Source organism: Streptomyces dryopteridis (genome assembly GCF_049606955.1).
Lineage (GTDB): Bacteria > Actinomycetota > Actinomycetes > Streptomycetales > Streptomycetaceae > Streptomyces.
Genome location: NZ_CP187114.1, coordinates 264,562 through 276,945, shown reverse-complemented (window position 1 = coordinate 276,945; position 12,384 = coordinate 264,562). Strand labels below are relative to the sequence as shown.

Below are 12,384 nucleotides of genomic sequence, written 5' to 3'. Positions count from 1 at the left end.
GGCTGGTGCCCGTGGGGGCGGCACACTCGTGTGGGTGACGCGGCTCCCGGCCGCCCGCCCGGGGTTCGGGACGGGGCACCGTGGATAAGATCGCGCTCACGGCGGGCGCCCTGTACCTGATCGTCCTCCTGCGCGCCGGCGGCACCTTCGCCGTCGGCTGGCTGGCCGGCGCCGGAGCCCGGCGCAGCCGGTTCGCCGAGCGGTTCTCCTCGGCGAAGTTCCAGCGGGCCGAGCGCGCGATCCAGCGTTGGGGCGCGCCCGTGGTCGCCGTGTCCTTCCTGACCGTCGGGTTCCAGACGGTCGTCAACTTCCTCGCGGGCAGCATGCGGATGCCGCTCTCCCGCTACCTGCCCGCCCTGTTCCTGGGCGGCGCGGCCTGGGCGCTGATCTACGCCACGGCCGGGCTCGGCATCCTCCGGATGTTGGCCGGGCTCTTCGCCGAGCGGACGGCCCTCGGGGTCTCCGCGGTCGTGGTGCTCCTCCTCGGCGTGTCCGCCCTGGTGCTCCTTCGCCGCCGGCGGTCCGCCGGCGCGTCCGGCGAGGTCGCGACCAAGGAGTCCTGAACCCCACCGGCCGGGCACCTCGCCCCGGGCCGGCCACGAACCGTTTCCCGCGCGTGATCCGCCACGGCCCGGTGGACACGGGGGTGTTCGCGGTCGGGGAGGATGGGGGGTCGTCGCGTGGCGCGGCGGTGCGGAGGAGGGACGTCGATGGCGGCAGGGGACGGTGGCGGGCGCGCGAGGCCCGGGGGGACGGCCGGGGCGGTGCCCGGGCGGCTCGCCGCGCGGGGCGCGGTGCTCGCGGGGCTGGTGCTCGTGGGGGTGCTGGTCGCGGCCGGGGACGGCGGCGGGCTGCTGGTGCTCCTCGTCGTGGTCCTCGGGCTGGTGCTCTGCGCGGCCGGGGTCTGGTGGGGCCTGGCGCACCGGGGGCCGGTGCGGGCGCTGGGGGTCGCGGTGGCGGTCGCCGCGCCCGTGGCCGTCGTGACCCTGCTGATCGTCGACGGCATGTGGCCGGTGGCGTTGCTGCTGGCCGCGTGCTGGGCGGCGATGGTGGGCGCGGCCCGGGAGGCGCTTCGGCGCTCGCGGCCCTCGCGCCCGCCCCGGACCCGCCCGGCGCCGAGGGTGCGCCGACCCGTGCTGATCATGAACCCGAAGTCGGGCGGCGGGAAGGTCGAACGCTTCGACCTCGCGGCACGGGCCGAGGCCCTGGGCGCGCGCGTCGTGCTCCTCGACCCCTCCGAGGAGGTGGATGTGACGGCGCTCGCGCGGACCGCGGTCGCCGAGGGCGCGGACCTCCTCGGGGTCGCGGGCGGCGACGGCACCCAGGCCCTCGTGGCGGCCGTCGCCGCCGAGCACGGACTGCCGTTCCTCGTGGTCTCGGCCGGCACCCGCAACCACTTCGCGATGGACCTCGGACTGGACCGCGCCGACCCCTCCCGCTGCCTGGACGCGTTGACGGACGGCGAGGAACTCCGCGTCGACCTCGGGTTCGTGTCCGGCCGGCCCTTCGTCAACACGGTCTCCTTCGGCGTGTACGCGGACGTGGTGCAACGCCCCGAGTACCGCGACGCCAAGGCCGAGACCGCCCTGAACCTGCTGCCCGACCTGCTCACCGGCGCCGACGGCCGCCGCGTCGAGGCCCGGATCGACGGCGAGGCGGCCCCGCCCCGGCAGGCCCTGCTCGTCAGCAACAACCCGTACGCCGCCCCCGACGTGTTGACCGGCGCGGGCCGCCGGCCGCGCCTGGACACCGGGGCCCTGGGGGTCCTCGGCATCCACGTCGAGACCGCGGCCCAGGCCGCCGACCTCGCCGTCCGGGGCACCCAGTCCCCGGGGCTGCTGGCCACGGCCGGCCGCCGCGTCGAGGTCCTCTCCGACGGCGGGGACGCCGCCGAGATCCCCGTCGCCGTGGACGGGGAGGCGCTGCGGCTGCCGACCCCCGTGGTGTGCGAGCTGCGCCCGCGGGCCCTGCGGGTCCTCGTGCCGCGCTCCCGGCCCGGGGCCGTGCCGCCGGCGCCCACCCTGGAATGGCGGGCCGTCCTGGCCCTCGCCCTCACCCGGAACCCCCGCCGAACGGAAACGCCCCCCACCGGCCCGTCCTAGGGGCCCTAGGATGGGGCGCGACACGGGGACGGCGGGACAGGGAGAACGCATGGCACGGGCTGGACTGACGGCGGCGCGGGTGACGGCCGCCGCAGCCGAACTCGCCGACGAGGCGGGGCTCGACGGGGTGACGATGGCGCGGGTCGCGCGCGGCCTCGGCGTGAAGGACGCCAGCCTGTACGCGCACGTGCGCAACCTGGAGGACCTGCGGGGCCGCGTCGCGCTGTTGGCCGCCGACGAGAAGTCCCTGCTCCTCGCCGAGGCGACCGCCGGGCGTTCCGGCAAGGACGCCCTGGTCGCGTACGCCGACGCCTGGCGCGACTACGCCCACGCGCACCCGGGCCGCTACGCGGCGACCCAGGCCGCGATCCGGATCGACCCCGAACTCCTCGCGGACGCGCCCGGCCCCCGCCGGGCCGTGGAGCTGACCTACGGCATGCTGCGCGCCTACGGACTGGCCGAACCCGACCTCACCGACGCCGTGCGACTGCTGCGCAGCACCTTCCACGGGTTCGTCGCCCTGGAGGCGACGGGCGGTTTCGCGCACGCGCGGCCCCCGAAGGACTCCTGGACCCGCTCCCTCGACGCCCTGCACGTCCTGCTGGAGCACTGGCCCCCGAGCCCGTGACCCCGCCGCCCCGAGTGTCCGGGGTGAGGGTGGGTAGGCGCCGCGCGTGTTCGGCGGTGGTGCCGGGCGCGGACCGAAGGAGTCACGTCATGATCCTCCTCTTCGGACTCATCGTCCTGGCGGCGGCCGCCGTCGTCGGACTGGCCGGGGTGTTCGCCAATCTGGGCACGGGGCACGGCCTCGGCACGGGCGGCGATTTCTCCGTCCTCGGCTACCACGTCATCGGATCCACCGGCAGCCTGTTCCTGCTCGGGATCATCGTGGGCGGCGCGGCCCTGCTGGGGCTGGCCCTCGTGGCGATCGGACTGCGGCGCAGCACGCGGGCCCGACGCGGGTACCGCGTGTCCCGGCGCGAGGCCGCCGTCGTCGACCGCGAACGCGAGGACCTGATCGCCCAACGCGACGAGGCCCAGGCCGGCCGCGGCATGGGCGCGGGCGCGGGCGTCGACGCCGGCGGGCGGGCGCCGGTGGGGACCCGTCGCCGGGGTCGGTGGTTCGGCCACCGCACGGCCCACCGCTGAGCCCGCCCCCGACCACTTGCCCCGAACCGTTCGGCCCCCGGCCGTTTGGGGGCGGTCCGGGCGGGCAGCCGCCGGGTGAGGGTTCACCGCGGGGTGACTCGCGGACGGGAGCCGCGGGTTTCGGGGCTGTGCGCGGGCGCTGTGATTCTCGGCCTGACGGCGGAGGTGAACGAGCGTGACCGGTGCCGGTGTCCCGCCGGGCGAATCGCCCGGCACGGTGGAGACCGCGATGGTGGGCGGGGTGGTGGTGGCCCGGCCCCAAGGTGATCTCGACTTCGACACCTGCGGCGGGCTGCGCCGCGCGCTCGACGAGGAGTTCGCGGACCCGGACGCCCGCCGGGGGGTGGTGGTGGACCTGCGGCGGGTGGTCTTCTGCGATTCGGCGGGCCTGGGCGTCCTGTTGCACGCCCGGGGCCGCGCCGCCGAGACCGGACGGGAGTTCTCCCTCGCCGGCCCGCGCGGTCAGGTCGAGCGGATCCTCGACACCACCGGCACCCGGTCCCTGTTCACCGTCACTCCCGGCCCGCCCGAGTGAGCGTCCCGCCCACCCGGGCCGTCACCTCCTCGGGGTCGGTCAGCCGCCGACGGTGAAGGTGAGGACGTGGGCGCGGAGTCGGACCTCGTCCTTGCCGGTGTGGTTCGCGCCGTCGGTGGTCCGGCGGCCGCCGGTCTTCACGGCGTCGGTGAAGGCGAGCGTGTAGGTGCCGACGGGCCGGTCCTTCAGGGCGAACTCGCGGGTGAAGGACAGCTCGTAGGGCGGCTTCACGCCCTTGGCGGTGAGGGCCTCGGTGGCGATGACGGTGCCGTCGGGGCCGGTCAGCGTCAGGGTGCCGCGGATGACGGGAATGTACTTGTCGACGAGGTCGACGTTCTCCCCGAGCCAGCAGACCGATTCCCACATGTAGGGCTTGGCGGCGAAGGAGACGGCGGCCTTCTGGTAGCCGTCGCCGTCCCAGCGCAGTTCGACCGTGAGGTCGGAGGAGACGCTGCTGACGCCGCCCGTGTGGCCCCGGTCGTCGTGGCGGCCCGAGGCGGGGCTGCGGAAGGAGGCGTGGACGGCGTCCCCGGCCTTCCGCCCGGTGTTGATCCAGTCGATGCCGCCGAGCGCGCCGGCGGTCCACTCGTGCACGTACTGGGTGCTCCACATCTCGCGGCGCCGCAGGGTGCCGCGCGGGTGCTTCTCGCCGCTCGGCCCCTCCGGGGTGTCGAACTCCTCGGCGTCCGGCTCCTCCGCCTGCCGCAGCGCCTTCTCCAGCAGGGGAAGGGCCTCGCCCCAGAAGGAGTTGGGCAGGGTCACGTTCGAGTCCACGTCGAGGACGCCGACCTTCCCGCCGACCGGGGTGAACACCCAGCGCACGGGGACCCCCTCGTCGCGGCGCACGGCGAGACCGGTGAGGGTCAGGCCGTCCGCGCTCTGGTCGTGGAGGAGGACGGTGCTGCGGGTGGACAGGAAGACGTCGGCGCCGTCCGTCTCCTCCTCGGAGGAGAAGGTGAAGCCCTTGGCGACGGTCTCGTGGAAGGCGTCGGCGTTCTGCTCGACGAGGGCCGTGACGAAGGCGCGCACGGCGGGGTGGGTCAGTTCCTTGGGAGTGATCATGCCCCCCACCTTGGTGGTCGCTGAGTGCTCACGGTCGTGCACGGAGGGTGAACGGCTCGAAAGGGATCAAGCATGTCCGAAAAACCCGCCGGCGCGGGGGAGGGCGCACGGGGGCGCGGTGGCACCGGGCGCGAGCGGGCGGAGGTGACCGGCCGGACGTGAATGGCCGGAAGGCCCGGCATCGAGGTGCTCCGGTCCTCGTTGATCACCGCGCCGTCGCCCGACGCGGGCGGCGGGACGAGTGGCAGACGATCCGGAGGCGAACGTGAGGAACGTGTGGCGGGCCGCCGCCTTGGCGGCGGTACTGGTCGGAACCCTGGGGGCGTCGGTGCCGGCGCTGACGGCGCCGGCCTCGGCGGCGAGCGGGTACTGCGCGGACTGGGCGGGCAAGCTCCCCGGGCCCCGCGCCACCCGGGCCGTGGTGTGGTCGGGGTCCGTCTGGTACACCCGCACCTATCAGGGCAGCCGCGACTTCGGCCGCAAGCAGCTGTACAACTTCGACCGCCGGGGCGCGTTGCAGGGTTCGTACTGCGTCACGGCCGGCCAGTCCTACACCGGGTACTTCACGGTGCAGTACGAGGGCGAGTTCAAGGAGGCCGGGATGCTCAACCCGGCCAAGAAGGAGATGACCTTCGTCGAGGTGGCCGACTCCACGGGCGGCACGTGGTGGGTGGAGTCCAAGGACGTGAAGGACGGCTGGCCGGACACCCCGTCGGCCGCCGCCCCCGCCCCCGCGCCCCCGGCGCCGCCCGCCGAACAGGGCCCGCAGGACACCTGGAAGGACACCGTCCGCTATCGCGGTGCCACCGATGGCGAGGCGCACGTGGACCGGGACGTCACCCCCGGAACCTGCGTGGCCGTCGAGGGCGGCGGCACCAAGGCCCTCGCCAACCTCACCGAATCGGCCGTCACCGGGTACCCCGAACCCGACTGTGCGGGCCGGGGCGAGACCCGGCAGCCGAAGAAGGGCTTCCTCAAGCCCGAGAAGGAGGGCACGGTCTTCCACAGCTACCGCCTGGTCCCGGCCGGCTCCTGACGGGCCGCCGGACGGGCGGCCGGACGGGCCGTCCGGTCAGGGGTTGCGGACGACGGCGCAGTTCACGACCGGCCCGAGGTTCACGTCGAGGACGGCGTCGGCACCGTTGAAGACGCAGGTGTTGACGCCGCCCCCGCCGTCGACGGACCCGACGCTGACGCCCAGCAGCGGGACCCCGCCGCGGCCCCGGTTGACGGTGAGGGAGTCGTCGCCGGGGCCGCCGGTGAACCGGGCGCCGGACCGGTTGCCGATCCCGCCGGGGGCCGGGGCGACGAGCGCGGCGCCGGCGCCGTTGCGGCCGCCGTTCCCGCCGGTCAGGACCGTGGACAGGGGAGTGGTGAGGATGGAGGCGATCTCGCCCGCGTTGGCGGCGCCGCCGTGGCCGCCGGCCGTCGACACGGTGGCGTCGCCCCCGTCGCCCCCGGTCACCCGCACCCACCGCGCGGGGCGGTCGACGGATATCCGGCCTTCGTCGGTGTTGCCGGTCCCGCCCGTGGCCCCGCCCCGGAAGGAGTCCCCGGCCCGGCCGCCGGTCACCGTCATCGTGCCGCCGCTGAGGCTGCCGGTGTTGCCGGCGCCGCCCGTGCCGCCCCCGTGGCTCTGGGGCTTGCCGACGTCCGATCCGGAGCGCCCGTCGCCCCCGGTCAGCACGGCCTCCTCGAGCGCGACGACCGTGCCGGTGTTCGCCGCGCCGCCGTCACCCCCGTAGCGGGCGTCCTCGATGGGCCGGCCGCCCCGACCGCCGGTCAATGTGACCGTCTTCGCGCGGATCCGGCCGCTGTTGCCGGCCCCGCCCTCCCGGCCGACGAAGGCGTCGCCGCCCACCCCGCCCCGGGAGTCCACCGAATCCGCGTTGACGACGCCCGAGGTGGAGGAGGCCCCGGAGGCCGGCAGCCGGATGTTGCCGGGCGCCCCCGGACCGCCGAACCTGGAGGCGCTGTCCCCGCCGCGCAGCACGGCGTTGACCGCCTCGATGTGCCCGTCGTTGCCCGCGCCGCCGCTGCCGCGGCCCCCCACGGCGTGCCCGCCGGTGACCCGCACGGTCTCCGCGTCGATGTAGCCGCTGTTCGCGACCCCGCCCACGCTCTCCTCGGCCAAGGCGTGACCGCCCTGCACGGTGACGGTGTCGTTGCCGCCCCCGCCGCGGATCTCGCCGTCCACGCCGTTCGCGGGCACGCCCACCCCGCTCTTGGTGGTCACCCCGACGCCGGTCACGAGGATCTCGTCATCGCCCGCGCCACCCTCGATGATCCCGTCGTTCGGGCCGTCGAGCACGATCCGGACCCCGCTGTCGTCCGCCGTCAGCGTCTGCCCCTCGGCGAGGGACGAGCAGGTGATCGTCGTGCGCCCGGCCGCGACCGTCGACGAGCACTGCGCGGGCAGGGTCGCCGAGGGATCGGCCCAGGCCGGGGGCGCGGTCAGCCCCGTCACGGCCAGCACCACCCCGACCACGCCCGCGCCCCACGCGCTCCGCTTCCTGCCGCCGACCGGTTCGCGTTCCATCCCCATGTGCCCCTCTGCCGTGAACGACGCCGGTACGACGGCATGGGGACGACCCGTCGGAACCGGGCATCGACCCGGGTGCCGGTCCGGCGGATACCCCCTGATCCTGGGGCACGGGGAGGACCGGCACCATCACACTCCGGGCCATTCCCATGATCGAAACGGGCCGGCCGGCGCCCGGCACCGCCCCGTGGAGGTGATCTTTCGGCCGGAGTTCCCGAAGATCCACCACAGGCCCGCGGGTCCCGCCACACTGTGCCCGTCGTCGTACACCTCCTGGAGGCCGCGTGTCCCGCCGTTCGTTCCGCCCTTCCCCCCGTGCCCTCGCGGGCGCGGTGCTCGCGCCCGCGCTGGCCGCCGTCCTGTGCCTCACCGCCGCCGGCGGCGCCGTCGCCCTCGAACCGGCGCCGGTCGCCGGGGAGGCCGCGCCCGCCCCGGACGGTCTGCTCGACGCCGTGGACTGGCGGCTGGGACTCGCGGTCACCCCGGCCCACGATTCGGGCCAGTGCGACGAGATCGCGAGCGAGGCGTACGCGACCGCCGCCGCCCTGGAAGGCGCCTGGGTGACTCGGGGCCACCACCTGTTGACGGCCTTCACCCCGCTCATCACCGACGCGGCGGGCGCCGACGTGTACCCGAGCGTGTGCGCCGAGCCCCGCCCGCCGCTCGGCGCCGCGTTCCCCGCCGGCGCGTTCAAGGAGTGGCGGGCGGTGTCCTCCGGGGACGAGGAGGCCCTGCGGGCCGCCGTCGCCCGCGGCCCGGTCCTCGCCCGGATCGACGCGAGCGCCGCGAGCTTCGCGCTGTACAGCGGCGGGGTGTACGACGAACCGCTGTGCTCCTCCGCCCCCTCCGAGGAGAGCCACCACGTGACCGTCGTCGGCTACGGCACCACCCTCGCGGGCGAGGAGTACTGGACCGTCAAGAACGACTACGGCCGGAACTGGGGCGAGAGCGGCTTCGTCCGGATGTCCCGGAATCAGGGCAACCAGTGCGGCATCGCCACCGACGCCCGGGAGCCGATCCTCAACCCCGCCCCGTACACCGCGCCCGCGCAGAACCCCTGGCCGGTGTTCACCCGTCCCTGAGCCCCTACTTGCCGTCCTCCCGGACGATCACCACGGTGCACGGGGCGTACTGCACGACCTGTTGGCTCACCGAGCCGAGCAGTGCGCCCTTGAAGCCGCCGTACCCGCGCGTGCCGACCACGGTCGTCGTCGCCCCCTCCGATGCCTCGACCAGCACCCGGGCCGGCGGCCCCTGCACCACCCGCTGCCGCACCGTCACGTCGGTGACCTCGCCCACCGCCTCCGTCACGCTCTGCGCGAGCCGGGCCCGCGCCGCGTGCTCCACGGTCAACGGCTCCTCCCCGGCGCCGGCGGCGGAGCCGACCTGGAACGGATTGGTGTTCCACTCCCAGCTCATCACCGCGTGCACCCGGGACCCGGTCAACCGGGCCTGGGCCACCGCCCAGCGCAGGGCCGCCTTGGAGTGCTGGGAACCGTCCACGCCCACGACGATCAGGGATTCGGCGCGCTCGACCACGATGGCGTTCCTTCCGACTGCGTTCGGGGAGGGGATTGATCCCCTCCCGTCCCGTTATACGCCGGCGTGCGCCGTGCGCGACGCAGGGCGGGGCGTTCCACGAGGCGCCAACTGAGCGCCGCGAGCACCAGGGTCAGCGCGATCGCGAGGACGGGGCCGGCGACCGGATGCCAGGGCCGCAGCCACAGCGTCAACGGGTAGTTCCACAGGTACGCGGCGTACGAGACGGTGCCGACCCGCGCCAGGGTCGTGAGCACGCGGCCGGTGGGGCGCTCCTCGCGGGCCCACCGGTCCATCAGGACGACGGTCAGCGCGGCCAGGCCCAGGCCCGCCCACGGGTAGGTGCCCGCGTACGAGCGCCAGGGCACCAGCGAGGCCGCGAGCAGCAGCAGGACCGCCCCCGGGGCCACCGCGCGGGAGAGCCCGGGGAAGGACCCGGGGAAGGGTCCGCCCGCGTGCCGCCGCCGGACGGAGGGCCCCGCGTTCTCGCGCTCGTGCCGCAGGACCGCGTACGCCGCGCCGATCAGCATCGCGCCGCCCCAGGAGGTGGGCCAGGGGTAGGCCCGGTCGAAGTCGTGGCCCAGGTACAGGGCGACGCCCACCCCGACGAGGGTCAGGGCGACGAGGGAGCCGGCGACCAGCGGCCGGGTGCGCCCGCGCCGGTGGGCCCACAGCAGCAGCGGGGGCCACAGCAGGTAGAACTGCATCTCCAGGGCGAGGGTCCACAGGTGGAAGATCGCGTCGCTGCCGTGCGCGACGGGCAGGTCGGCCGTGTACGTGAAGGCCACGAGCAGGGCCCGGGGCAGGTTCCCGCGACCGGCCGCCGGATCCCACAGCAGGGTCACGAGGACGAACCCGGCCATCATCACGACCAGCGCGGGCAGCAGCCGGGTCGCGCGCTTGAGGTGGAAGGCGCCGAACCGGATCCCGCCCTCGGCGTCCAGCTCGCGCAACAGCAGGGTGGTGATGAGGTGCCCGCTGAGGGCGAAGAACACCACCACCCCCACCACGCCGGCGCCCGGCATCGCGTCGGGCGCGGCGTGACGGGCCATCACCAGCAGGACGGCCAGCCCGCGCAGCGCGTCCCACCGGACCAGACGCCTCACCGGCCGGCCCGTCGGCCCGCCTCGACGAGTTCGGCCAACAGCTCCGGATAGGGCAGCCCGGCCACCGCGAACATCTTCGGCACCTGCGAGTTCGCCGTCATCCCCGGCATCGTGTTCACCTCGTTGAGGACCGGTCGGCCCTCCGGGGTGAGGAAGAAGTCGACGCGGGCCACGCCCGCGCACCCCAGGGCCTCGAACAGGGCGCGGGCGGCGGCCCCGAGCGCCGCCTCCTGCGGCCCGGGAAGCTCGGCCGGGAGGCGGAAGTCGGCGCCGCCGCCGTACTTGTCCTCGGTGTCGAAGAGGGCGCCGGGGGCGGTGACGATCTCCAGCGCCGGGCCCGTGCGCAAGGTGCCGTCGGCCCGGCGCAGCACGGCCACGTCGATCTCGCGCCCGGTCACGAACTCCTCCACCAGCACCCGCCCGTCCAGCGCGAGGGCGGCGGCCACGGCCGGCGCGTACTCCTCCGCCCGGTCCACGCGGCGCACGCCGTGGCTGGATCCGGCCGCGATCGGCTTGACCACCACCGGCAGCGGCAGCGGGCACGGCGCCCCCGGCGCGGGCGGCTCCGTGACGAGCACGCCGCGCGCGGTCGCGATGCCGAGGTCCCGGGCGATCAGCTTCGTGGCGTGCTTGTCCATGGCCAGGGCCCCGGCCCGCACCCCCGAGCCCACGTGCGGAAGCCCGGCCAGCTCGCACCAGCCGGCCAGCGCCCCGTCCTCGCCGTGCGGACCGTGCACGGCGGGGAAGACCACCTCGCACGAGGTCAGCAGGCGCAGCGCGCCCACGGGGCCGTCCGCGAAGGGGCGGCCGTCGGGATCGAGCCAGGTGCCGTCCCGGTCCACGGTCAGGGGGACGGCGGTGTACCGGTCGGCGGGCAGGGCGGCGCACACGGACGCGGCCGTGGCCAGACCCACCTCGTGCTCGCAGTTGCGCCCGCCGCCGATCACGGCGACCCGGACGGGGGCGGAGACGGGGGCGGGGGCGGTCGTGCCGGGGTTCATGCGGGGATCTCCAAAGGGGTACGGGTACGGGTGCGGAAGGGGAGCAGCCGGTGGCGGCGGGTCACGCGGGGGCCGGAGCCGATGCCGGCGAGGATCTCGTGCGGGAGGGTCCCGGCCCAGTCGGCCCAGTCGGCGGGGGTGGGCTCGCCCGCGTCGCCGGGGCCGAGGAGGGTGGCGACGTCCCCCGGCCGGACCTCGTCGCCGTCCACGTCCACGACGATCTGGTCCATCGAGACGAGGCCGACCACCGGCCGGCGGCGGCCCCGCAGCAGGACCCGGGCCCGGCCGGACGTGATCCGGGGCAGGCCGTCGGCGTAGCCCAGCGGCAGCAGGGCGAGACGGGTGGGGCGGGAGGTGGTGAAGGTGTGCCCGTAGCCCACGGGCGTGCCGGCGGGCACGTCCCGCACGGACACCACGGGCGCGGTCACCGTCATCGCCCAGCGCAGTCCGGCCCGCCCGGTGGGGTCCACGCCGTACAGTCCGGCGCCTACGCGGACGAGGTCGTGGTGAGCGGCCGGTTCGGTGAGCAGGCCGGCGGTCGCGGCCAGGTGCCGGTGCGCGGGACGCAGCCCGTGGGCCCGGGCGGCGGCCACGGCCTCGGAGAACCGCCGGCGGGAGGCCGCCGTGTGCGGGTCGCCGGGCAGGTCCGCGCAGCCCAGGTGCCCCATCACCCCCACCACGCGCACCCGTCCCCGTTCCTGTAGGGCGGCGGCCCGCGCGCACAGGCGGTCCCAGTCGGCGGGCGGGGCGCCGTCGCGGGCCATGCCCACGTCGGCGTGCAGGTGGATCCGGGCCGGGGCCGCGCCGAGGGGGGCGGCGCGGGCCGCGGCCCGCAGGTGCTCCTCGCCGGGCACCGCGAGCTCCACGCCGGCGGCGACGGCGGCCGACAGCTCCGCGTGCGGGGGGTTCAACCAGCTCAGCACCGGTGTGGTGAGTCCCTCCGCGCGCAGCGCGAGGGCCTCGTCCACGCCGGCCACCCCGAGCCGCTCGGCGCCGTGCGCCAGGGCGGTCCGGGCGACGGCCGCCGCCCCGTGCCCGAAGCCGTCGGCCTTGACCACGGCCATCAGCGCCGCGCCGGTGCGGTCCGCGAGCCGGCGGGTGTTCTCCGCCACGGCGTCGAGGTGGACGGTCACGACGGGACGGGCGCGTTCTTCGGTCATGGCCCCAACCCTCCGGGGCCCGGGACACCGGAGGGCCGCGGTTCCCGCACGGCCGGGACGCGGGAAGGCATCGATCCCGATGCCCGATCGAAGGCTCGCGGATACACGACGGAGACGGGGCCGAGGGGCCGGCGACGGATCCTCGGAAGGATTCCCCGGTCATTCGCCGCACACCGTCAGGAAGAGGA

General features: G+C 75.9%; 13 protein-coding genes. 7 read left to right on the top strand and 6 right to left on the bottom strand.

The genetic code is table 11. The features are described 5' to 3' along the window. The first annotated feature begins 80 nt into the window (after nucleotides 1-80). The 5 genes from ACN20G_RS27620 (at nucleotide 81) to ACN20G_RS27600 (ending at nucleotide 3,786) form a co-directional block, all read left to right on the top strand. Entirely contained in the window at nucleotides 81-563 is a 483-nt protein-coding gene (locus ACN20G_RS27620) for a DedA family protein (RefSeq protein ID WP_424215917.1), read from the top strand. A gap of 147 nt (nucleotides 564-710) precedes the next feature. Then, nucleotides 711-2,102, top strand: coding sequence for a diacylglycerol/lipid kinase family protein (locus ACN20G_RS27615; RefSeq protein WP_424215916.1), 1,392 nt, complete (start codon nucleotides 711-713; stop codon nucleotides 2,100-2,102). A 49-nt stretch (nucleotides 2,103-2,151) separates the two neighbouring features. Continuing rightward, on the top strand, nucleotides 2,152-2,730 hold the full coding sequence (locus ACN20G_RS27610) for a TetR-like C-terminal domain-containing protein (RefSeq protein WP_424215915.1): 579 nt from the start codon (nucleotides 2,152-2,154) through the stop codon (nucleotides 2,728-2,730). Between the two features lie 89 nt (nucleotides 2,731-2,819). Further along, on the top strand, nucleotides 2,820-3,251 hold the full coding sequence (locus ACN20G_RS27605) for a hypothetical protein (RefSeq protein ID WP_424215914.1): 432 nt from the start codon (nucleotides 2,820-2,822) through the stop codon (nucleotides 3,249-3,251). A gap of 175 nt (nucleotides 3,252-3,426) precedes the next feature. Beyond that, the gene (locus ACN20G_RS27600) at nucleotides 3,427-3,786 is read left to right on the top strand and encodes an STAS domain-containing protein (RefSeq protein ID WP_424215913.1); all 360 of its coding nucleotides are present in this window, start codon (nucleotides 3,427-3,429) and stop codon (nucleotides 3,784-3,786) included. Nucleotides 3,787-3,825: 39 nt separating this feature from the next. Here the strand turns inward: ACN20G_RS27600 and ACN20G_RS27595 are convergent, their stop codons facing one another. Beyond that, the gene (locus tag ACN20G_RS27595) at nucleotides 3,826-4,848 is read right to left on the bottom strand and encodes a hypothetical protein (protein WP_424215912.1); all 1,023 of its coding nucleotides are present in this window, start codon (nucleotides 4,846-4,848) and stop codon (nucleotides 3,826-3,828) included. A 265-nt stretch (nucleotides 4,849-5,113) separates the two neighbouring features. Here ACN20G_RS27595 and ACN20G_RS27590 point away from each other — a divergent pair, with 265 nt between their 5' ends. Further along, nucleotides 5,114-5,884, top strand: coding sequence for a hypothetical protein (locus ACN20G_RS27590; protein ID WP_424215911.1), 771 nt, complete (start codon nucleotides 5,114-5,116; stop codon nucleotides 5,882-5,884). A gap of 36 nt (nucleotides 5,885-5,920) precedes the next feature. Here ACN20G_RS27590 and ACN20G_RS27585 read toward each other — a convergent pair whose 3' ends face one another. Continuing rightward, a complete protein-coding gene (locus ACN20G_RS27585; protein WP_424215910.1) occupies nucleotides 5,921-7,387 on the bottom strand; it encodes a hypothetical protein in 1,467 nt (488 codons plus the stop codon). 287 nt (nucleotides 7,388-7,674) lie between these two features. Here ACN20G_RS27585 and ACN20G_RS27580 point away from each other — a divergent pair, with 287 nt between their 5' ends. Beyond that, the gene (locus ACN20G_RS27580) at nucleotides 7,675-8,472 is read left to right on the top strand and encodes a C1 family peptidase (RefSeq protein ID WP_424215909.1); all 798 of its coding nucleotides are present in this window, start codon (nucleotides 7,675-7,677) and stop codon (nucleotides 8,470-8,472) included. A 4-nt stretch (nucleotides 8,473-8,476) separates the two neighbouring features. On the opposite strand, the gene ACN20G_RS27575 is transcribed toward ACN20G_RS27580, so the two are convergent. From ACN20G_RS27575 to alr, 4 genes are read right to left on the bottom strand one after another with little or no spacing between them, the layout of a single operon-like run. After that, entirely contained in the window at nucleotides 8,477-8,929 is a 453-nt protein-coding gene (locus ACN20G_RS27575) for a universal stress protein (RefSeq protein ID WP_424215908.1), read from the bottom strand. Further along, a complete protein-coding gene (locus ACN20G_RS27570) occupies nucleotides 8,905-10,035 on the bottom strand; it encodes an acyltransferase family protein (protein WP_424215907.1) in 1,131 nt (376 codons plus the stop codon). The genes ACN20G_RS27575 and ACN20G_RS27570 overlap by 25 nt, the downstream gene beginning before the upstream one ends. Further along, on the bottom strand, nucleotides 10,032-11,036 hold the full coding sequence (locus ACN20G_RS27565) for a D-alanine--D-alanine ligase family protein (protein ID WP_424215906.1): 1,005 nt from the start codon (nucleotides 11,034-11,036) through the stop codon (nucleotides 10,032-10,034). Before ACN20G_RS27565 ends, ACN20G_RS27570 begins: the two co-directional genes overlap by 4 nt. After that, nucleotides 11,033-12,196, bottom strand: coding sequence for an alanine racemase (gene alr, locus ACN20G_RS27560; protein WP_424215905.1), 1,164 nt, complete (start codon nucleotides 12,194-12,196; stop codon nucleotides 11,033-11,035). Before alr ends, ACN20G_RS27565 begins: the two co-directional genes overlap by 4 nt. Nucleotides 12,197-12,384: the final 188 nt, after the last annotated feature.